The organism is Kangiella sp. TOML190 (genome assembly GCF_023706045.1).
Lineage (GTDB): Bacteria > Pseudomonadota > Gammaproteobacteria > Enterobacterales > Kangiellaceae > Kangiella.
The window spans coordinates 1,201,054-1,221,956 of sequence record NZ_BQYL01000001.1 but is presented as its reverse complement, the minus strand read 5'-3'; the positions used below and the strand labels follow the sequence as shown (position 1 = coordinate 1,221,956).

General features: G+C 44.9%; 32 protein-coding genes. All 32 read right to left on the bottom strand.

Annotated features, from left to right (window positions below; genetic code table 11):
- Positions 1–278 precede the first annotated feature (278 nt).
- The 32 genes from NFS34_RS05955 to NFS34_RS05800 all read right to left on the bottom strand — a co-directional run bounded on the left by NFS34_RS05955 (position 279) and on the right by NFS34_RS05800 (position 20,726).
- The gene (locus tag NFS34_RS05955; protein ID WP_251359024.1) at positions 279–1,259 is read right to left on the bottom strand and encodes a DNA-directed RNA polymerase subunit alpha; all 981 of its coding nucleotides are present in this window, start codon (positions 1,257–1,259) and stop codon (positions 279–281) included.
- A gap of 123 nt (positions 1,260–1,382) precedes the next feature.
- Positions 1,383–2,003: a 30S ribosomal protein S4 gene (rpsD, locus tag NFS34_RS05950; protein WP_251359023.1), complete on the bottom strand. Its 621-nt coding sequence runs from the start codon at positions 2,001–2,003 to the stop codon at positions 1,383–1,385.
- Between the two features lie 24 nt (positions 2,004–2,027).
- Positions 2,028–2,417, bottom strand: a complete 390-nt coding sequence (gene rpsK, locus NFS34_RS05945; protein ID WP_251359022.1) for a 30S ribosomal protein S11 — start codon at positions 2,415–2,417, stop codon at positions 2,028–2,030.
- Positions 2,418–2,434: 17 nt separating this feature from the next.
- A complete protein-coding gene (gene rpsM / locus NFS34_RS05940; RefSeq protein WP_251359021.1) occupies positions 2,435–2,791 on the bottom strand; it encodes a 30S ribosomal protein S13 in 357 nt (118 codons plus the stop codon).
- 91 nt (positions 2,792–2,882) lie between these two features.
- A complete protein-coding gene (gene rpmJ, locus NFS34_RS05935; protein WP_251359020.1) occupies positions 2,883–2,996 on the bottom strand; it encodes a 50S ribosomal protein L36 in 114 nt (37 codons plus the stop codon).
- Between the two features lie 17 nt (positions 2,997–3,013).
- Complete coding sequence (secY, locus tag NFS34_RS05930; RefSeq protein ID WP_251359019.1) at positions 3,014–4,354, bottom strand: preprotein translocase subunit SecY; 1,341 nt, start codon at positions 4,352–4,354, stop codon at positions 3,014–3,016.
- Positions 4,354–4,815 (bottom strand): 50S ribosomal protein L15, encoded by a 462-nt coding sequence (gene rplO, locus NFS34_RS05925; RefSeq protein WP_251359018.1) that lies wholly within the window; start codon positions 4,813–4,815, stop codon positions 4,354–4,356. The genes secY and rplO overlap by 1 nt, the downstream gene beginning before the upstream one ends.
- A gap of 4 nt (positions 4,816–4,819) precedes the next feature.
- Positions 4,820–5,002, bottom strand: a complete 183-nt coding sequence (gene rpmD / locus NFS34_RS05920; protein WP_251359017.1) for a 50S ribosomal protein L30 — start codon at positions 5,000–5,002, stop codon at positions 4,820–4,822.
- 4 nt (positions 5,003–5,006) lie between these two features.
- A complete protein-coding gene (gene rpsE / locus NFS34_RS05915) occupies positions 5,007–5,510 on the bottom strand; it encodes a 30S ribosomal protein S5 (RefSeq protein WP_251359016.1) in 504 nt (167 codons plus the stop codon).
- 11 nt (positions 5,511–5,521) lie between these two features.
- Complete coding sequence (rplR, locus tag NFS34_RS05910; RefSeq protein WP_251359015.1) at positions 5,522–5,875, bottom strand: 50S ribosomal protein L18; 354 nt, start codon at positions 5,873–5,875, stop codon at positions 5,522–5,524.
- 13 nt (positions 5,876–5,888) lie between these two features.
- Entirely contained in the window at positions 5,889–6,419 is a 531-nt protein-coding gene (gene rplF / locus NFS34_RS05905) for a 50S ribosomal protein L6 (RefSeq protein ID WP_251359014.1), read from the bottom strand.
- Between the two features lie 12 nt (positions 6,420–6,431).
- Positions 6,432–6,824, bottom strand: coding sequence for a 30S ribosomal protein S8 (gene rpsH, locus NFS34_RS05900; protein ID WP_251359013.1), 393 nt, complete (start codon positions 6,822–6,824; stop codon positions 6,432–6,434).
- Positions 6,825–6,839: 15 nt separating this feature from the next.
- Complete coding sequence (rpsN, locus tag NFS34_RS05895; protein WP_251359012.1) at positions 6,840–7,145, bottom strand: 30S ribosomal protein S14; 306 nt, start codon at positions 7,143–7,145, stop codon at positions 6,840–6,842.
- 10 nt (positions 7,146–7,155) lie between these two features.
- On the bottom strand, positions 7,156–7,695 hold the full coding sequence (gene rplE / locus NFS34_RS05890; RefSeq protein ID WP_251359011.1) for a 50S ribosomal protein L5: 540 nt from the start codon (positions 7,693–7,695) through the stop codon (positions 7,156–7,158).
- Between the two features lie 52 nt (positions 7,696–7,747).
- Complete coding sequence (gene rplX / locus NFS34_RS05885; RefSeq protein ID WP_376707934.1) at positions 7,748–8,065, bottom strand: 50S ribosomal protein L24; 318 nt, start codon at positions 8,063–8,065, stop codon at positions 7,748–7,750.
- Between the two features lie 13 nt (positions 8,066–8,078).
- Complete coding sequence (rplN, locus tag NFS34_RS05880; protein WP_251359010.1) at positions 8,079–8,447, bottom strand: 50S ribosomal protein L14; 369 nt, start codon at positions 8,445–8,447, stop codon at positions 8,079–8,081.
- Between the two features lie 113 nt (positions 8,448–8,560).
- Positions 8,561–8,818, bottom strand: a complete 258-nt coding sequence (rpsQ, locus tag NFS34_RS05875; RefSeq protein ID WP_251359009.1) for a 30S ribosomal protein S17 — start codon at positions 8,816–8,818, stop codon at positions 8,561–8,563.
- Entirely contained in the window at positions 8,818–9,009 is a 192-nt protein-coding gene (gene rpmC / locus NFS34_RS05870; RefSeq protein ID WP_251359008.1) for a 50S ribosomal protein L29, read from the bottom strand. Before rpmC ends, rpsQ begins: the two co-directional genes overlap by 1 nt.
- Positions 9,009–9,416 carry a 50S ribosomal protein L16 gene (gene rplP / locus NFS34_RS05865; RefSeq protein ID WP_154247430.1) on the bottom strand — a complete coding sequence of 136 codons (408 nt, stop codon included), beginning with the start codon at positions 9,414–9,416 and terminating at the stop codon, positions 9,009–9,011. The genes rpmC and rplP overlap by 1 nt, the downstream gene beginning before the upstream one ends.
- Positions 9,417–9,428: 12 nt before the next feature.
- Positions 9,429–10,130, bottom strand: coding sequence for a 30S ribosomal protein S3 (gene rpsC, locus NFS34_RS05860; RefSeq protein WP_251359007.1), 702 nt, complete (start codon positions 10,128–10,130; stop codon positions 9,429–9,431).
- Between the two features lie 10 nt (positions 10,131–10,140).
- Positions 10,141–10,473 carry a 50S ribosomal protein L22 gene (gene rplV, locus NFS34_RS05855; protein ID WP_251359006.1) on the bottom strand — a complete coding sequence of 111 codons (333 nt, stop codon included), beginning with the start codon at positions 10,471–10,473 and terminating at the stop codon, positions 10,141–10,143.
- Positions 10,474–10,488: 15 nt separating this feature from the next.
- Positions 10,489–10,767 (bottom strand): 30S ribosomal protein S19, encoded by a 279-nt coding sequence (rpsS, locus tag NFS34_RS05850; protein ID WP_251359005.1) that lies wholly within the window; start codon positions 10,765–10,767, stop codon positions 10,489–10,491.
- Between the two features lie 11 nt (positions 10,768–10,778).
- Positions 10,779–11,606 carry a 50S ribosomal protein L2 gene (rplB, locus tag NFS34_RS05845; RefSeq protein WP_251359004.1) on the bottom strand — a complete coding sequence of 276 codons (828 nt, stop codon included), beginning with the start codon at positions 11,604–11,606 and terminating at the stop codon, positions 10,779–10,781.
- Positions 11,607–11,617: 11 nt separating this feature from the next.
- Positions 11,618–11,911: a 50S ribosomal protein L23 gene (gene rplW, locus NFS34_RS05840; RefSeq protein WP_251359003.1), complete on the bottom strand. Its 294-nt coding sequence runs from the start codon at positions 11,909–11,911 to the stop codon at positions 11,618–11,620.
- Positions 11,908–12,510, bottom strand: a complete 603-nt coding sequence (gene rplD, locus NFS34_RS05835) for a 50S ribosomal protein L4 (RefSeq protein WP_251359002.1) — start codon at positions 12,508–12,510, stop codon at positions 11,908–11,910. The genes rplW and rplD overlap by 4 nt, the downstream gene beginning before the upstream one ends.
- A gap of 17 nt (positions 12,511–12,527) precedes the next feature.
- The gene (gene rplC / locus NFS34_RS05830) at positions 12,528–13,160 is read right to left on the bottom strand and encodes a 50S ribosomal protein L3 (RefSeq protein WP_251359001.1); all 633 of its coding nucleotides are present in this window, start codon (positions 13,158–13,160) and stop codon (positions 12,528–12,530) included.
- 57 nt (positions 13,161–13,217) lie between these two features.
- The gene (gene rpsJ / locus NFS34_RS05825; protein WP_251359000.1) at positions 13,218–13,529 is read right to left on the bottom strand and encodes a 30S ribosomal protein S10; all 312 of its coding nucleotides are present in this window, start codon (positions 13,527–13,529) and stop codon (positions 13,218–13,220) included.
- Positions 13,530–13,888: 359 nt separating this feature from the next.
- Entirely contained in the window at positions 13,889–15,055 is a 1,167-nt protein-coding gene (locus NFS34_RS05820; protein ID WP_251358999.1) for a hypothetical protein, read from the bottom strand.
- Between the two features lie 127 nt (positions 15,056–15,182).
- Positions 15,183–16,541 carry a DUF1501 domain-containing protein gene (locus NFS34_RS05815; RefSeq protein ID WP_251358998.1) on the bottom strand — a complete coding sequence of 453 codons (1,359 nt, stop codon included), beginning with the start codon at positions 16,539–16,541 and terminating at the stop codon, positions 15,183–15,185.
- Positions 16,542–16,555: 14 nt separating this feature from the next.
- Positions 16,556–18,223, bottom strand: a complete 1,668-nt coding sequence (locus NFS34_RS05810) for a DUF1800 family protein (RefSeq protein WP_251358997.1) — start codon at positions 18,221–18,223, stop codon at positions 16,556–16,558.
- Between the two features lie 182 nt (positions 18,224–18,405).
- Positions 18,406–20,217, bottom strand: a complete 1,812-nt coding sequence (locus NFS34_RS05805; RefSeq protein ID WP_251358996.1) for a hypothetical protein — start codon at positions 20,215–20,217, stop codon at positions 18,406–18,408.
- Positions 20,193–20,726, bottom strand: coding sequence for a hypothetical protein (locus NFS34_RS05800; RefSeq protein WP_251358995.1), 534 nt, complete (start codon positions 20,724–20,726; stop codon positions 20,193–20,195). The genes NFS34_RS05805 and NFS34_RS05800 overlap by 25 nt, the downstream gene beginning before the upstream one ends.
- Between the last annotated feature and the right edge of the window lie 177 nt (positions 20,727–20,903).

The following is a 20,903-nucleotide window of genomic DNA, read 5'->3' as shown; positions in this document are numbered from 1 at the left end:
CTGTAGTACTGAGAAAGCTTTCTAAGTGGCTAAATTTGTCATTGGCTTTGTTGAAAGTTGTATTCAAGGCGTTTATTTAGAAGAACTAAACTTCGCTATTTCATACCACTTTTGCTGCGCAACTAAGCAAATTTTTAACACTTAGTATTGATAATGTAAAACTAGTGTTTTACCGTTTTGAAATAATCATCGAAACAATTACTTCTTTAAAAACAAAGCTCTAACAATACAATTAGAGCTTTATTAATGTATTAACTGACGCTCAATTATCCTAGGAATTAACCTTCTAGAATGCTTGATGGCGGCCAGTTTTCTAAACGCATACCCAAAGACAAACCGCGTGAAGCCAATACGTCTTTGATTTCCGTTAATGACTTCTTACCCAAGTTAGGCGTTTTAAGAAGTTCAACTTCGGTACGTTGTACCAAGTCACCAATATAATGGATATTCTCAGTCTTCAAACAGTTAGCAGAACGTACAGTTAACTCTAAATCGTCTACTGGACGTAAAAGAATTGGATCAACTTCCGGCTCTTCTTTTTCAGGCTCAGCTTGCTTTTCGTCTTTTAAGTCAACGAAGGCTGCCAATTGCTCTTGAAGAATGGTCGCGCTACGGCGGATCGCTTCTTCAGGATCGATAGTGCCATTAGTTTCCAAGTCCAAAACTAATTTATCTAAGTTGGTACGCTGCTCTACACGCGCCGCTTCGACGGTGTAAGATACTTTTTTCATTGGGCTGAAAGAAGAATCTACGTGTAAAACACCAATTGGCTTATCTTCGCCTTCTGGCAGTTTACGCGTATTCGATGGCTCATAACCACGACCTAAGCGAACGTTAATGCGCATGCTTAAAGCACCGCCTTTGTTCAAGGTCGCGATATAGTGATCTTTATTAACCACTTCTGCACCAGCAATTTCTTCGATATCAGCAGCTGTAACTACGCCTTCGCCTTTTTTCTGCAAAGTCAAAGTCGCTTCTTCTTTATCTTCAAGAAGTACAGCCAAACCTTTCAAGTTCAAAAGGATATCAATTACGTCTTCTTGAACACCTTCAATAGCAGAGTATTCGTGAAGCACGCCGTCGATTTCAACTTCAGTTACCGCCGCACCTGGCATTGAAGACAATAAAATGCGACGAAGAGAATTACCTAAAGTGTGTCCAAAACCACGCTCAAAAGGTTCTAAAATCACACGAGCTTTTGTGCCTTCGTTAGACTCAACCTTAATTTGACGCGGAGTTAGAAATTCAGTAGCTGACATAATATCCCTCTTCTAAGGATTAAAAAATTGGTAATTAAGTAATGCATTTTCAGCATTGCTCTTAAACGCACAAAAGCCTGATAGTAAAAACTCTCAGGCTTTGGCGTTTCAAACCGCTATGGATTACTTCGAGTAAAGCTCCACAATTAGGTTTTCATTAATGCTAGCGTCTAGTTCAGAACGCTCTGGTTGGCGCTTGAAAGTGCCTTCCATTTTCTTCGCATCAACGTCAATCCACTCAGGCTTATCGCGCTGTGCAGCCAATTCCAAAGCAGCTACGATACGCGCTTGCTTTTGACATCTTTCGCGCACAGAAACCACATCTTCAGACTTAACTACGTATGAAGGAATGTTTACTGGTTTGCCATTAACAAGGATTGCTTTGTGGCTTACTAGTTGACGAGCTTCGTTGCGCGTAGCAGCATAGCCCATGCGGAAAACCACGTTATCCAAGCGTGACTCTAAAAGTTGCAACAAGTTACCACCAGTTGCGCCTTTAAGACGATCAGCTTCTTTATAGTAGTTACGGAATTGACGCTCTAGTACACCGTAGATACGACGAACTTTTTGCTTTTCACGTAACTGTAAACCATAGTCTGACAAGCGACCACGACCGGCACCGTGTTGACCTGGTTTTGTTTCAATTTTACATTTAGTCTCAATTGCACGAACGCCTGATTTGTGTCCTAGATCGACACCTTCGCGACGCGACAATTTAAGTTTTGGACCTAAATATCTAGCCATTTTAAACTCCCGTTAAGCTCTAGGTTAGACGCGACGCTTTTTAGGCGGACGACAACCGTTATGAGGGATTGGTGTCACGTCAGTAATGTTAGTGATCTTAAAACCCGCAGCGTTTAATGCACGCACCGCAGATTCACGACCTGGTCCAGGACCTTTAACAAATACTTCAACATTCTTCATACCCATTTCTTTTACTACTTGCGCAGCGCGATCAGACGCAACCTGTGCAGCAAATGGAGTAGATTTACGTGAACCACGGAAGCCAGAACCACCAGCAGTTGCCCATGAAAGAGCATTGCCTTGGCGGTCTGTGATGGTGATGATGGTATTGTTAAATGACGCGTGAATGTGCGCCATACCATCAACAACATGCTTTTTGACTTTCTTTTTCGTAGAACGAGGTGATTTAGCCATGTTTAATAATACCTAAATTATTTCTTAATAGGTTTGCGAGGACCTTTACGGGTACGGGCGTTTGTCTTCGTACGTTGACCACGAAGTGGCAAGTTACGACGGTGACGAATGCCTCGGAAACAACCCAAGTCCATCAAACGTTTAATATTCATGTTGATTTCGCGACGCAAATCACCTTCAACGGTAAATTTGCTCACCTCGTTACGTAGATTTTCAATTTGGTCTTCGTTCAAATCTCTGATCTTTGCAGTAGGTTCTACCCCTGCATCAGCACAGATAGCCTGTGCACGAGGACGACCGATACCATAGATAGCGGTCAATGCGATCTCAGCATGCTTATGTACCGGAATGTTAATACCAGCTATACGAGCCATTAACAGTTTCTCCTAAAATTTTGATTAAGCAAGCTTTGAAAGGGCGCGTATTCTAGCCCTTCAAAGCGCAAAAATCAACCAATTAAATTCACTAACCTTGACGCTGTTTATGGCGTGGGTCAGTACAAATTACACGAACTGCACCGTGACGACGGATCACTTTACAGTTACGGCACATTTTTTTAACAGAAGCACGAACTTTCATTTGCTACTCCAACATCCTTAGCGTCCACGAACACGACCGCCAGGGCCTTGTTTGTGAAGATTCGCTTTCTTTAGCACTGAGTCATATTGTTGTGACATCAAGTGCGCTTGCACTTGCGCCATAAAATCAATGGCTACAACAATAATAATCAGTAGTGATGTTCCACCAAAGTAGAACGGATAATTAAAGAACAAGATCAAAAATTCAGGTAACAAACAGACCGCGGTCATGTAAAGCGCGCCCCAGAATGTTAGGCGAGTAGTCACTTTATCAAGATAGCTGGCAGTTTGTTGACCAGGACGAATACCTGGAATGAATGCACCTTGCTTCTTTAAATTCTCAGCTGTGTCGCGTGGGTTTTGAGTCAATGCGGTATAGAAGAACGCAAAGAAAATAATACCCGCTGCATACATCAGCATATATACAGGCTTACCTGGCTGTAAGTTCTGCGCCAAAGTTGTAAACCAAGTCACTTCGCCCGAACCGGTCGAGAACCAAGACAATAAAGTACTTGGGAACAAGACGATACTTGAGGCAAAGATCGCAGGGATTACACCCGCCATATTAACTTTTAACGGCAAGTAAGAGCTTTGGGCTGCGTAAACTTTGTTGCCTTGTTGGCGTTTCGCGTAGTTAATGGTGATACGACGCATCGCGCGTTCGACCCAAACGATGAAATAAATCACGCCTAGGGCAAAAATAGCGAAGATCAATACTTCCAGAATGTTACGAGTGCCATCATAGGCTTCCGAGAACATTTGGGCGATTGAAGGCGGTAGACCCGCAACGATACCAACCAAGATAATGATAGAGATACCATTACCAATACCACGCTCAGTGATTTGCTCACCAAGCCACATCAAGAACATAGTCCCCGTTACCAACGTTACGATAGCAACGAAGTAGAAAGAGATGTCAGGATTATCCACCAAACCAGGGATCATCTTTGGTAGCTGAGTCGCCATACCAAAGGCTTGAACCGTAGCCAATACCACCGTGAAATAACGAGTGTATTGGTTGATTTTGCGCTGGCCTGTTTGACCATCTTTCTTCAGTTCTTTTAAACGTGGATCAACGTAGCTCAAGATTTGCATGATAATCGATGCCGAGATGTACGGCATGATACCCAATGCAAAAACCGAAGCACGCTCAAGCGCACCGCCTGAGAATACGTTGAACAGATCAAAAATACCGGTTTGTTGAGCCAAGAAGTCAGCTAATACCTGACCATTAACTCCAGGAACCGGAATAAAAGATCCAATACGGAATACCACAATAGCAAGAAGCACAAACAGCAAACGCTGTTTGAGCTCCGATAAGCCACCGCTTTTCGCGAGTTGCTGTGGATTCAAGGCCATTAGCTTTGCGCCTCTTCTTGGGCAGCCTCTTCCACTTTGCCGCCTGCCGCTTCGATAGCCGCTTTAGCGCCTTTAGTCACACGAATACCGCCAGTCACGGTTACCGCACGATCAATCTCGCCAGACAACATAATTTTAACGTTTTGGATGTTGTTAGTGATGATGCCCGCTTTTTTCAAGCTCAACATATCCACTACTTCACCTTCAACTTTAGCCAACTCACCAAGGCGAACTTCAGCCGAAACCAAAGCTTTGCGTGATTTGAAACCGAACTTAGGTAAGCGCTGTTTCAAAGGCATTTGACCACCTTCAAAACCGATTTTCACTTTACCGCCAGAACGCGATTTCAAACCCTTGTGACCACGACCTGCAGTCTTACCATCGGTAGAACCGATACCACGACCAACACGTTTGGCTTTTTTCTTACTACCAGGAGCTGGCATTAAAGTATTTAAACGCATGTCATTACTCCTCTACAGAAACCATGTAGTAAACTTTGTTTACCATACCGCGAGTTGAAGGGGTATCTTCAACTTCAACCGTATGACCGATGCGACGCAAGCCTAAGCCAGTTAAACACGCTTTATGCGCTTTTAAGCGGCCAATGCTAGAACGCGTCTGCGTTACTTTCATCATTTTCTTAGCCATTGTCTTAGTCCAAAATCTCTTCTACAGTTTTGCCACGCTTAGACGCCATAGCTTCAGGAGAAGACATTTGCTTCAAACCGTTAATCGTTGCACGAACGATGTTAATTGGGTTTGTAGAGCCTACGCTTTTCGCTAAAACGTTTTGTACGCCAAGCACTTCGAATACCGCACGCATTGCACCACCAGCGATGATACCAGTACCTTCAGAGGCTGGTTGCATATACACTTTTGATGCGCCGTGACGAGCATTAATTGGGTGTTGCAAAGTGTGACCGTCTTTCAAATCCACTTGGATCATGTTGCGACGAGCTTGCTCCATTGCTTTTTGAATAGCAGTTGGAACTTCTTTCGACTTACCACGACCGAAACCGATTTTACCTTTACCATCACCAACAACAGTCAAAGCTGTGAAACCGAAGATACGACCACCTTTAACTACTTTAGCAACACGGTTTACGTTGACTAATTTCTCAACTAAACCTTCTTGATTTTCTACTTCTCTAGCCATCTGTCGTCACCTTAGAATTGTAAGCCTTTTTCACGAGCCGCATCAGCTAACGCTTGCACACGACCATGATATTTGAAACCACTACGGTCAAAAGCAACTTGCTTTACGCCCGCTTCCAAAGCACGCTCCGCTACTAGAGTGCCAACATGCTTAGCTGCATCTACGTTACCAGTCGACTTCACGTCACCGCGAACTGACTTTTCAACCGTAGAAGCACTAGCAATTACAGAACCATTTTCGCCAGAAATTACTTGAGCGTAAATATGACGAGGCGTTCTGTTCACGACTAGGCGGTTAGCGCCTAACTCGTGCATTTTCGCGCGGCTTTTAGTCGCACGACGAATACGTTGAATTTTCTTTTTCATCTCTTAAGCCCTACTATTTCTTCTTAGCTTCTTTACGAACAATGTGCTCGTCAACGTAACGTACACCTTTACCTTTATAAGGCTCTGGTGGACGGTAAGCGCGAATTTTCGCCGCGACTTCGCCAACAACTTGCTTGTCCGCACCCTTGATCACTAGTTCCGTTTGCGAAGGCGCTTCAACTGTGATGCCTTCTGGAACTTCGTGAACTACAGGATGCGAGAAACCCAGGGTTAAGTTAACTTTCTTGCCTTGAACGTTTGCACGATAACCAACACCCACTAACTGAAGCTTCTTTTCAAAACCATCAGTTACGCCAACAACCATGTTGTTAACTAGTGAACGGAAAGTACCGGCCATTGCCCAGTTAGTAGCAGAGTCTGAAGGAACGAAAGTAACTTCGCCGTCTTCAACTTTAACTACTACGTCTTGGTGCAACGCTTGCTCAAGGGTTGCTTTTGAACCTTTTACACTGATCACGCCGTCTTTGATGTTGATGTCAACACCTGAAGGGATAGATACAGCGCTTTTTGCTACACGTGACATCTTAAACTCCCCTTACGCTACAGTGCAGATGACTTCACCACCGTGGCCCGCTTTACGCGCCGCACGATCGCTCATGACACCTTTCGAGGTTGAAATAATGGAAACGCCCAAACCACCGATAACTTTCGGTAACTCGTCTACTTTTTTGTAGATACGTAAACCTGGACGGCTTACACGCTTTAACTCATCAATTACTGGACGACCTTGATGGTATTTCAATTCAACCGTCATAGTCGCTTTGACTTCGTCAGAAACACTAAAACCGCTGATGAAACCTTCATCAGTCAATACTTGTGCAATTGATGCTTTTAATTTTGAAGCAGGCATGTTTACGCTTTTCTTCGCAGCAGCTTGGCCGTTACGAATACGAGTCAACATATCTGCAATAGGATCTTGCATACTCATGATCTATTCTCCCGACTACCAGCTTGCTTTAACTAAACCAGGAACGTCACCTTTCATCGCGTGCTCACGTAATTTGTTACGGCAAAGACCGAATTTACGTAAGTAAGCGTGAGGACGACCTGTGACACGACAACGGTTACGTTGACGAGAAGGACTTGCGTCACGTGGTAGCTTTTGCAATTTCACTTGTGCTTCCCAAACCTCTTCTTCAGAAGACTTAGGATTGTTAATGATTGCTTTAAGCTCCGCACGTTTTGCTGCGAATTTAGCCACTGTTTTGGTGCGCTTTAGTTCGCGCTGAACCATAGATGTTTTAGCCATTGCGCGTTCCTTATGATTTCAATGGGAAGTTGAACGCATCTAATAAAGCACGTCCTTCTTCGTTGTTAGCTGCAGTCGTAGTGATGGTAATGTCCATACCACGGATTTTATCAACTTTGTCATAATCAATTTCAGGGAAAATGATTTGCTCTTTGATACCTACAGAATAGTTACCGCGACCGTCGAATGATTTAGGATTTAAACCACGGAAGTCACGAATACGAGGAATCGCAATTGAAATGAAACGCTCAAGGAATTCCCACATACGCTCACCGCGTAGGGTTACCTTGCAACCAATCGGGTAGTCATCACGAATTTTAAAGCCAGCAACAGATTTGCGAGCTTTAGTGATAACCGGCTTTTGGCCTGAGATTGCGGTCATATCGTTGACTGCGTGTTCCAGTATTTTCTTGTCCGCAATAGCTTCACCCAGACCCATGTTTAATGTGATCTTGGTAATGCGTGGGACTTGCATAACTGACTTGAAACCAAACTTCTCTTGAAGTTGGTCTACTACAGTCTCTTTATAAAAGTTGTGCAGTTTCGCCATCTTAATAATTACCTATTTAAAATAAACTCTTTCTCAACAACCAGTGGAGCGATTAGATCGCACCGCCAGTTTTCTTAAAGAAGCGTGATTTTTTACCTTCTTCGACTTTGATGCCAACACGGTCAGCTTTACCAGTCTCAGGGTTATAAATCGCAACGTTGGATAAATCTAATGCCGCTTCTTTTTCTACGATACCGCCCTCAACAGGCATACCGTCAGCGCCTTGGCTTGGTTTTTGGTGTTTCTTAACCAAGTTAACGCCTGAAACAATCACGCGGCCATTTGGTAAGATGCGGTTTACAGTGCCGCGTTTACCTTTATCTTTGCCTGCGATTACGATGACTTCGTCGTCTTTCTTAATCTTTTGCATGATCTTATCTCTCTTACAATACTTCAGGTGCAAGTGATACGATCTTCATGAACTTGTCACCACGTAATTCACGTGTCACAGGTCCAAAAATACGAGTACCGATTGGTTGCAAGTTGTTGTTCAACATTACTGCCGCATTACCGTCAAACTTGATCAAAGATCCGTCTGGACGACGTACGCCTTTACGAGTACGAACAACAACCGCGTTCAACACGTCACCTTTTTTAACTTTACCGCGTGGAATCGCTTCTTTTACGCTCACCTTGATAACGTCACCAACGTTAGCATAACGGCGATGCGAACCACCCAGCACTTTAATACACATTACTCGACGAGCGCCTGAATTATCAGCTACGTCTAGCATTGATTGCATCTGGATCATGGTTTTCTCCGCTTAAACCCGCGCTAAAATGGCGCGAGAGTATACCATTAAATTTCTAAAATTCCTAACCCCAAATGGAAATGACTCCTTCGGGGTTAACCGACACAGTTTTGTTAGCTTGCGCTTTCTACAATCTCAACCAATTTAAACGATTTGGTTTTTGACAGTGGACGACACTCAGCTATCGTAACTACATCACCCATTTTGCACTCATTGGCTTCATCGTGTGCGTGGATCTTAGTAGAACGCTTGATGAATTTCCCATAGATTGGGTGCTTCACTTGACGTTCGATAAGAACCGTAATGGACTTATCCATCTTGTCACTGACGACTTTGCCTTGTAATGTGCGTTGAATTGATTCAGTGCTCATTATGAACCCGCCTTCTGGTTGATGATGGTTTTAACACGAGCGATGTTACGACGGATTTCACGAATTTCGTGAGTCGCTTCCATCTGCCCAGTGGCTTTTTCCATACGCTTTTTGAACTGTTCTTGTAACAACTCAACGAGTTGCACATTCAATTCTTCAACGCTTTTCTCTCTCAAATCTACAGCTTTCATTACATCACCGTACGTTTAACGAAAGTAGTTTTGAAAGGTAATTTAGCCGCTGCCAAAGCAAATGCTTCGCGCGCCAAACCTTCGTCAATACCTTCTACTTCATATAACATGCGACCAGGCTGAATCTGTGCTACCCAATACTCAACAGAACCTTTACCTTTACCCATACGAACTTCTAATGGCTTTTTAGTAATTGGTTTGTCAGGGAATACACGGATGTAAACTTTACCTTGACGCTTCATGTGACGAGTCATGGCACGACGAGCAGCTTCGATTTGACGAGCTGTCATACGACCACGGCCAGTTGCTTTTAATCCGAATTCGCCGAAGCTAACGTTCATGGTTTGAGAACCACGGTTACGCAGCTTATGTTGCTTACGGAATTTAGTTCTTTTAGGTAATAACATTATTCGCTACCCCTATTTCTTAGCTCGTGGTGCAGGCTTTCTGCGACGAGGTTTTTTATCTTCTTTTGGTTCAACAATTTCTTGACCAGGAAGAACTTCGCCTTTGAAAATCCACACTTTAATACCGATGATGCCGTAAGTAGTCAAAGCTTCGCAGTGTGCGTAATCGATGTTCGCGCGAAGTGTATGCAAAGGTACACGACCTTCACGATACCACTCAGAACGAGCAATCTCAGCACCGCCAAGACGACCACTAACCTGGATTTTGATACCTTCTGCACCAGCACGCATAGCGTTTTGTACCGCACGTTTCATAGCACGACGGAACATTACACGGCGCTCTAATTGCTGAGCTACGTTATCACCAACCAATTTAGCATCTAACTCAGGCTTACGAATTTGCTCAACTGAAACTTGAGCAGGAACGCCAGCCATGTTGCTAACTTTAGCGCGTAATTTCTCGATATCTTCACCTTTCTTACCGATAACGATACCTGGACGAGCGGTGTGAATAGTCACACGGATCGCTTTCGCAGGACGCTCGATGTCGATACGAGATACTGAAGCGCTCTTCAATTCTTTAACCAACCAGTTACGGATTTTGATATCACCTTCAAGGTTATCCGCATATTCTCCGCGCTCAGCATACCAAGTTGCGGTGTGCTTCTTAACGATACCTAAGCGGATACCATTAGGATGTACTTTTTGACCCATACTATCTCTCCTAGTTATCCGATACTTTTAGAGTAACGTGGCTTGATCTTTTCAAGATACGGTCGCCACGACCTTTCGCGCGCGGACGCATACGCTTAGCGGTAGCTGCTTCGTCAACGAAAATAGCCGAAACTTTTAATTCGTCGATGTCAGCGCCTTCGTTGTGCTCAGCGTTTGCAATCGCAGACTCAAGAACTTTCTTGATTAGACGAGCCGCTTTTTTAGGGCTGAATTCAAGAATGTTCAATGCTTTTTCTACTGGTAAGCCACGAACTTGATCTGCCACAAGACGCATTTTCTGTGCAGAGATGCTAGCGTTACGCAATTTTGCTGCTACTTCCATCTTTCACTCCTCGCCTTATCGCTTCTTGGCTTTTTTATCAACATCGTGACCATAGTAAGTACGAGTTAATACAAACTCGCCCAACTTGTGGCCTACCATGTCTTCGGAAACGAAAACTGGTACGTGTTGACGACCATTGTGAACGGCAATCGTCAAACCAACCATTTCCGGGAAAACGGTAGAACGACGAGACCATGTTTTAATTGGCTTTTTAGAGCCAGAGGCCGCAGCTTCCTCAACCTTCTTCAATAAGTGAAGGTCAATGAAAGGGCCTTTCTTTAATGAACGTGCCACTATGCTGTCCTCTATTTCTTGTTACGACGACGGACAATAAACTTGTCAGTACGCTTGTTCTTACGAGTTTTCTTACCCTTGGTTGGTACACCCCATGGAGTTACAGGATGACGACCACCAGAGGTACGCCCTTCACCACCACCATGCGGGTGGTCAACTGGGTTCATCGCTACACCACGAACCGTAGGACGAACGCCGCGCCAGCGAGTGGCACCAGCTTTACCTAGGCTACGAAGCATATGCTCAGAGTTACCTACTTCACCGATAGTCGCACGACCTTCGGCTAATACTTTACGCATTTCGCCAGAGCGAAGACGTAAAGTAACGTAAGCACCGTCACGCGCAACTAACTGAGCGTAAGCGCCAGCAGAACGCGCCATTTGCGCGCCTTTACCAGGTTTTAGCTCGATGTTGTGGATAACAGTACCCGTTGGAATATTACGCATTGGCAAAGTGTTACCCACTTTGATCGGCGCTGCATCACCAGAAATAATCTGAGCACCAGCCTTTAAGCCTTTTGGTGCGATGATGTAACGACGCTCACCGTCTGCATAGCAAACTAAGGCGATATGGGCGCTGCGATTTGGATCATATTCCAAACGCTCAACCGTCGCCGGGATAGCATCTTTGTTGCGCTTGAAGTCGATAACACGGTAGTGTTGCTTATGACCACCACCAACGTGACGTACGGTAATACGACCGTTGTTGTTACGACCACCATTTCTTGATTTCTTCTCTAACAAAGCAGCATGAGGTTTACCCTTATGCAAATCTTCGTTAACGACCTTAACGACAAAGCGACGGCCCGGAGAAGTTGGTTTAGCTTTAATTACTGCCATAACTAGTCTCCTTACTCAGCCACAAAGTCAAGATCTTGACCAGGCTTCAATGAAACGTAAGCTTTTTTCCAGTTGGCACGCTTACCTTGCACCATACCGAAACGCTTCGTTTTGCCTTTAACGTTTAAAGTACGAACTGAATCGACTTCAACTTCGAATAACGTTTCAACAGCTTTCTTGATTTCACGCTTAGTCGCATCAACTGCCACTTTGAACACAAACTGATTGTTTGTCTCAGCCAAAATCGTTGCTTTTTCAGAAACGTGAGGTGCCTTTAGGACTTTTAAGATTCTTTCTTGGTTCATCCTAATTTCTCCTCGATTTTCTTCACTGCCGCAACCGTCATAACCACCTTGTCAAAACCAATTAGGCTAACAGGGTCGATAGCGTCAACGTCACGAACGTCAACTTTATGCAAGTTACGAGAAGCCAAGAACAAGTTTTCGTCAACTGACTCAGTCACGATCAAAGCTTCTTTAGTGTTTAAATCTTTAAGTTTGCTAACAAGCTCTTTAGTCTTAGGAGCTTCTACTGCGAACTCTTCCACCACGATCAAACGCTCTTGACGAACTAATTCACTCAAGATGCTTTGGATCGCACCGCGATACATTTTCTTGTTAACTTTTTGCGTGTAGTCTTGAGGTTGTGCAGCAAAAGTCACACCACCTTTACGCCATAATGGAGAACGAATAGTACCGGCACGAGCACGACCAGAACCTTTCTGTTTCCAAGGCTTCTTACCACCACCGCTTACAGCGCTACGGTTTTTCTGAGCGCGAGTACCCGCGCGAGCAGCTGCCATATAAGCAACTACTACTTGGTGAACTAACGGCTCGTTGAATTCACGACCGAAAGCCACTTCAGAAACTTCAAGTGCGCCGCCAGTTGTCAAACTAATTTCCATAGTCAAACTCCTTAGGCTTAAGCTTTCTCAGCAGGACGCACGATAACGTCACCGCCGGTAGCGCCAGGTACGGCACCTTTGATTAATAACAAATTGCGTTCCGCATCAACTCGTACAACTTCTAACGTTTGTACTGTTACGCGCTCCGCACCCATGTGGCCAGACATTTTCTTACCTTTGAATACGCGGCCAGGCGTTTGGTTTTGACCAATCGAACCTGGAGCACGGTGAGAAACCGAGTTACCGTGGGTAGAATCTTGTCCACGGAAATTCCAACGTTTGATCGCGCCAGCGTAACCTTTACCTTTAGAAGTACCAGTTACGTCAACTTTTTGGCCAGCTTCAAAAGTTTCGACATTAATAGTGCCGCCAACTTCAAAACCTTCTAGTGTATCTACACGAAACTCCCACAAACCGCGACCAGCTTCCACGCCTGCTTTCTTAAAGTGGCCTGCTTCTGCTTTAGTGATACGGTTTGCTTTACGGGTACCGGTAGTTACTTGAACCGCTTCGTAACCATCAACGTCAGTCGTTTTCAACTGAGCGATGCGATTCGGATCGGCTTCTACTACGGTCACGGGAATAGACACGCCGTCTTCAGTGAAGACACGAGTCATACCACGCTTTATACCTACAATTCCGATAGCCATGTTTTAACCTCAATTATATGGTTATCAACCCAAATTCAGTGAGTGTTCGCTCTAGTCTTAAGTAAGACTAATTTGAACATCAACACCCGCTGCTAAATCCAATTTCATCAATGCATCAACTGTTTTCTCAGTTGGCTCGATGATATCTACTAAACGCTTGTGCGTACGAATTTCGTACTGATCACGAGCATCTTTATTCACGTGAGGTGAAATCAAGATGGTGTAGCGCTCCTTACGAGTTGGTAAAGGAATAGGACCTTTAACCTGAGCACCAGTACGCTTAGCAGTGTTCACGATCTCTGAAGTCGATAAGTCAATCAACTTGTGATCGAATGCTTTCAATCTGATTCGAATACGTTGCTTTGCCATTGCAAAGAACTCCTAAATTACATTTAAAGAACATAAAAAACCGCTCCACCCTACTTCATTGAGGGGTGCGGTAGCCATTTATTAATCAGACTCAAATCGAGCCTGTTGTTAGCAAAATCAATAACTTATGAAGAAATCACTTTGCAAGAACAACCCTAATTGTGGCAATGACGCCTACAAAGGGACGCGAATAATACACGATCTAGCAACGGATAACAACTGTTGTTAGCAGATAATTACCGCTTATTCGCTCAGAAGACAAGCCTTGCCGATGACTTTTATCGGCGCTCAAGGGCCGGCATAGCTTACCGTCAATAGAATCCTTAATTTGAGAAGACTATTTGGCTAGCGGCAGGGAATTAAGGTAGGTAATCAGAAGGATCCGCAGAAAACAACACGGGAATGCTAATGATCGCCGAAGCGCCGGACTCCAAAGAAACGTTAACGTTCACTGGCTCGGTTGCGCCCGAGGTGACATTGCAGCTTGAAGGAGCGCTGGTATTACAAGTGACAGCACCGTTCAGTGTTAAGCCATTGGGCAAATCATCAACCACCAAGGCATCCTGAACATCGCCGGGGCCATCATTGAACACATTGATCACATAAATCCCGCTACTGCCGGGAGTATAACTGACTTGAGAGTCGTTCTTGATAACCCTGAGATCAACCGAATCGTCATCGTCAGCTATGGTGTAAACATTGCTGAGCTGATTCGTCCCATCACAATCCGCATCAGCAATCCGAACCCCACCCAAAGCATTAGCCAAGCCAAAACTAATGGTTTCGTCAGCCTCTAAATCAAAGGTATTCAATATGGTTAGATTGATTGGAATGGAAGTTGCGGCAGTGCCGTCATAGTCACCCGCAGGCACCACCACCGTTTCCACTAAGCTAAAGTCGGTTCCATCAGTGGCACTACCGCCAGTTACCACCACATCAACGCTGCCAGCACTGCTCAACTCACCATTTAGCCGAAGCCTTGGAATATCATCACCACTACCTTCCACACCACCGTTAGTTGCCGCTAGAAATTCGACCAGTGGCGGTAAGGGGATCACTAGATCATCGACTAGATTTCCGAGTGAGCTATTGGGCGATATGGATACCAGTGAAACATTCTTGTTACCACTGCCGACAATGGTGATGGAGCCTGAATATTGTTGAAAACTGGTGCCTGTGGTCACGTCCGTCGCCGTTTGGCTACCAAAGTCTAAACGCATGCGTTCATTGCCAGAGCGGCCACGGTGCCAAAAACTCCAGCTAAGGGTTTCACCGTCGGCTAAACAGAAGTTTTGCGACATGGTAGCGCGCGAGGTGGAGTTCAACTCGGTGATCTGGTCACCATCGGGCGCCGAAATCCCCAATAAACCCTCCCACAATTCGACACTACCGCCTGCAGCAGTGGTATCCCAGCCTGGTACGATAGTTTCATTAAATAACTGCCATTGAGCAGCTAAGGTGACTTCAGGCTCTTCAAAAGAGCCGTTGATGAGCTTTCTGGGCGCAGATTGCACCGAAAGTGCCAAAAGGCTGATTAGGCCCAGAGCAGAGCAAGTGATCGTGCGTAACATTGGTGAACTTCAAGCTTTACATTGCCCTACATGCTAACAAATATCACGCACAAATAGGATACTTTTTTTAAACGCTTTTTACCTACAACATAAAGTCCAAAGCATTGGCATCAAAAGCGCTCAAGTTCGGCAAAATAGTAGCCAACTGATTAGCATCCATACCATACCAATCTAAAATTGGTTTAGCGTACTGCTCTACTGAGCTGGTTGGAATTATCCGCCCGTCATCACGATAATCGTCGATACCACCGATCTCCAAGCTCGGCATGGTGCCATAGATATCGCCACCGCGCACTGAACCGCCCATCATCAACTGATGATTTCCCCAGGCATGATCGGTACCATCGCCATTGGAGGTCAGAGTTCGACCAAACTCTGAGCTAGTAAAGCTAGTCACTGAGTTCTCGACGCCTAACTCCACCGTTAGATCGTAGAAATACTTAAGTGCTTGGCTGATCTGCTGTAGCAATGCTGGTTGGTTTTGAAGTTGGTCGTCATGCGTATCAAAACCGCCCATAGCCACATAAAACACCTGACGAGTCATACCAAGTTGTTCGCGGATCGCGATCATACGACCAACCATGCGCAAGCTCTCCGCTAAACGATTTTGCTGCTCGGGTAAACTCGTTGTGAATTCCGGCAGATCATTGATTAAACTGCCTACTTGCTCCACCAGATCCATGGTTCTTTTTTGAGTACCCGAGAATTCTTGAGCAAAAGCATTACCGTAGTTTTGATGCAATAAACTTTGAAAAGCAGTACGTCTATTCTGGGTCCAATTCGCATCCGGACGAACATAGCTATAGTTATCAAAACCATTGCGATTAATGGAAATATCCAAGTTTTGTTGGCTAACTAACCATTTCGAGCGACCACCGATAGCCATTCCCGTTAACAATGGATTGGTGTTATCGGCTATCTTATAATCCATAAGACGACCGCCCCAACCCGACTGCTCTGTGTTAGGGTCGCCATAACGCCATTGATCCTGCTGGTCGTTATGCGAAAACAGTTGCCTTGGTCGCGGTGTATTCGGGTTCTCAAGCTGGGCTTTAGTAACAGGTTGAATCAAGTTACCCACATTAGCCATTACGCCTAGTCTGCCGTCTGAGAAAAGCTGCTGCACTTCACTCATCATAGGGTGTAGTCCATATTGAGCACCACCGGCTGTGATTGGGTTAATGGCCAGTAAGTCAGATTTAGCTACGGCTAAATTTTGCCGCGAAGCCGCGTATTCATCGTATTCAAAATCACTGCGCGGAATAACCATATTAAAACCATCATTACCACCCAAGAAAAAGATGTTCACGATTGCTTTGTAATCCGACGGCGGATTGGCAGCAGCTAAGCCCGCTTGGGGCCAATTGGCTAGTCCCGCCGTAGCCAAAGCACCAGCACCAAGCTTTAAAAAATCTCTGCGGTTTACTTTTTTAGATGTCATGTTTCTCAAACCCCTTATCGTTGAACCGCAAATTCTGGCGATGTAATAATTAAACCAATGGCATCAGCCGCTTTATCTTCATAATCTTCCTCACCAAAACTGTTTAGAAAATCAGTCAATGCTAGTTTGAGTTCATCACTCATTTGTTCGGCTAACAATAATAAATTTAAGTGATCGATCAAAGCATCTATATCATTGGCCAAATCTCGTTCTCGAGTAATATCTATAACAATATCATTCTCATCTGGATTAGCTCTAGCGAAATTATTCAAGCTAAGCGCTCGCCAATGCAAATGATTGGTCATTTTAGCCATAGTCCCTTCAGAGTGAATCTGCATTTCAGGAGCGACCCAGTCATTATCTTTAAATTGACCTTGCGGTGAATAAAATGGCGAAAAGAAATTAAAGACACTGGGTGATTGTAAAGGGCCCTGAGCAAAGTCGTTGTTTACCCAGCGAAAGTCATAAATACCATTGGTCGTTTTCGCATCAAAAGCGCGCCACAAAGCAGTCAAGCGCAAAATAGGCTCTTTTACTTTACCGAAAATTTTGTCACTAGAAGTGGTTCCGCTACGAGCCTCGTCATCCATTAAAATGGCTTTAACAACGGCTTTCATATCGCCCCGAACACCCGCTCCATTATTGTTAAAAATGGTAGCCACTCTCTGCACATAAGCATTAGAAGGATTGCTGGTAACCAATTTCTGAATCAATTGCTTAGAAATAAAAGGGCCAACGTTAGGATGATTGAAAATATTGTCCAGTGCTTGCTCTAAGTCCTGCTCTGGCGTTTGGCCGGCAGGGATCACAACTCCATTTAATACTTGCTTTTCGCCTTCCGCATGATAATCGGCAAAGGCCTTCATTGGACCAAGCAGATCTCGATTCTCATCCCACCATTTGAACCTTTCCGCATTGCTCCAGGTCCAGCCGGTAAATACGTGGGCAAAACCTTCAATAATGTCCTGATTGTAAGTAGGGATAGGATTGCCCTGACTACCGGTTTTAACCTCACCATCAAGCTCAAGCTCGACCAAGCCAATGGTGAAAAGCTGCATCAACTCTCTTGCATAGTTCTCATCCGGACGAATATTTTTTTCCAAGTCAGGCTTTTCATTACGCAGCATACTCAAGTATTCACCCATCACTGGATTTAGGGTGACTGACTCAATCAACTGACGATAGTTACCCAAACCTTCTGTCAGTAATACATCATAATAATTGGAAAGTGAGCGCACACCGTCTTGGCCTCCAGCACTAACTCCTGACTGTCCAATGACCAATATCTGGCTTAAGGCAAAAGCAACTCTTTGTTTTAACTGATCTTCAGCGGTTAAAGAGCGATCCCACCAAGCATTAATATGCTGGCTCCAGGTATTATCATCTTCAATCGTGACTTCGTTGTAATAGTCTAAATGCTTAGTCGCAGGCAGGCTCAGTTGCCAATCAATCCAATCCTCGATCCCCCTATCGACAACTTCATCGATATCTTGCATTCGGGTACCAAAAGTAGCTTGTTGTAGCAAACGAACCGCTTCAGCTTTGGTAACCGGAGGTGGAGGATTACCGCCGCCGGTAGGTGGCGGTGTAGTAGTGGTAGTTTCCGAATCGGAGCCACCACCACAAGCGTATAGCACTAGACTTGTAAGCAAAATGGCAAAGGGTTTTAATAGCTTTCTCATTGTCAATACTGGCTTATAGGAACAAAATAAAGCCCGATACTACCCTAAGGATTCACTTTGGACTGGGTTGGGTGTCACACTTTTTTACAAAAAGCAACTTTAGTCTTAAGTCGTAAAACCTAGTTCACACTCGCTTTACCCTTTCAATACACTAAAAATTCTGCGTAGCAGTGAGCAGCACCTTAATAGTCCAAAGAGTCGATAGCATATTGGACAGGGACGCTTATGGAAACCTCTCCGCCATCGGCTAAATCCACCAATAAACTCACCGCACTATCGCCAACAGCCCCGCCGCTTGCTGAGCCGCAGCCAGTAGTCACCACCCCCGCGCCAGCTGAGGTCACTGCAGAAGACCAAGCGCCAGATAAGGTCACTCCATCAGGCAAGGTATCATTAATTGAAACGCCTTCTACTCCGTGATCAGGTATACTCAAATCCAAGTTACTGATCCGAATAACATAGCTTCCTGTACCGCCTGGGGTATAACTAGCCGCAGCGTCATCCTTGGTTACTTGAATATCTGGGCGAATCGCACACAACTCTATTTCATCAAATCCCCAGTCCAACCCTCCTGACAATTCTCGGGTTTGGATCAGAGATATATCAGCAGTATTAGTACTGCCTGAAAACCAGTTCACACTAAAAGTTTCCCAAATACGCTGTGAAGCTGGCGTTAGTCCTATTCCTAAGGTAATACCGTTTATTTGCACATCGATCAAGGGAGGGTTTCGGCGGTTATTACTCGCCATCTTAAAGACCAAGCGATAGAGAGTGTTAGGTATAACCATTATCGGGCTGACTCCCGGGCTGCCCCAAGCTTCACCTTGAGTGGTAGCTGACGTGCTGGGCTCAACAGGATCATCATCCGTATTATGGAACAAGAATTTACCGCTACCGCTAGCATCACTTGGGATAGCATTTGACATGGCTATATGCTGGCCATTGGCTCCTCTATTGAGCGAATAATATAGTTTAGAGTCATATTGTGGCGCCAAGCCATCAAAGTTTTGTACATAAGCACAATCTGCGGTTGGGCCGCCCGGATCGACATCATCCGAAGCATCTCTAAAGTTCACATCTTGGGTTAATGGCGTGGCACCATCACCGTTATCATTAGCCACATCATTATCCAGGTCTCCCCAAGTGCTGGTAAAATTATTCGGATTCATGCCATCAATGACATTACGGCGCACACCAAGGTTTGTTCCACCATCTACTGAATCAAAGTCGTCCAACAAACCATCGCCATCGGCATCACTATTGACCGAACTGTCGGGCTCAAAGATGCCATTTTCCGACATATCAGCAATACCATCATTATCCGCATCGCTGTCTTTATAATCTGGCGTCATATCCGAGTCAGTATCAACTGGGGTGATACCGCTCGATTCATAGGCATCGTCTAAACCATTATTGTTAGCATCGCTGTTACTAGGAGCAATATAACTCGCAGTTGTTTGCGCCTCAATATTGTCTGGAATGCCATCATTATCAGCATCAATATCAAGCTCATCACTTAGCCCATCGCTATCGGTATCCGTACTGCAATCCTGCGAATCCAGCTGCAGATTAACGGTCTGAGTACCGCTACCATCGTTATAATCGAAACTACTAATCACTTCTGGGCCCACAATGGTGACTTCTGACTGCGCAGGTAAAAACTCAGTTCCACCATCAAACACAACGCCTTGCGCGTTTCCAGCCTGGATCCCGCTTAGGCGAATGGTGATGTCGCCGCTTAGGGTGGGAGTATACCTAAAGACGTGTACCAACCAATCCTCTGAGGTTGCGGCTATTGATGCTGGACTAATGATCCTATCGTTATGAATAAGGACATTACTGCTGTTATAAATTCGTAAAGTAACCCCCATATTTGTTGAACCTGGGTAGAAGCCATCGCTGGTATAAGCTATCGGTAGCGCATACTCCTGCCCCGCAGTTACGGTTACTCTTTGCCGTACGCCTTCCGTTAAAGTGCCCCCGAAGAGGCCCATACCGCGCGACCGCCAAAAGGCGAAGGTTCGCCAATATTCTCCATATTACGAACGCCAGTACCCGCTAGCCCTGGAATATCCACATCCACCGTATAATCAGGTTGACCATTACCACCTTGGAATTTATGCCATTGATTAAAACCCACAGTAATACGAGGAGGAATTTGAGCAAGGCCGGTAGCCCACTGCGCATCAACAGTATCTTCAAAGGAAGGATTATTTAACGGAAACAAAGGCGCCCCTAAATCCACCGGACTACTGATGATATTGGTCGACACCGTAAAGCCATCTGCGGTCAAAGCCGCCACATAAGCCGCCCAAGTAGCGTAAGTGCTACCCTCATAAGTAAAATTAGTACCATCAGTAATAACCGTAGCATCAACGGTTTGGGTCATGGAATTAACAAATGCTGAGCACTCAACGGTATCTAAAATGCCATCATTATCATCATCGATATCCACCAAATCATCGAAACCGTCACCATCAGTATCGACGGCATATAATGGCAAGGAAATGCTAGTGGCAAAGACAAAACCGATAAAGATGTTGCGTGTAAAATACGCACTTGTTGACAGCTTTTTCGACAAAAAGCTGCTTGTCTTAAAGTTTTTCACACTACTACCCCATTAATCTAGTATTTATAAACACAAAACCACAGTCCTTTGTTTAAAAATTTTTAGAATAAT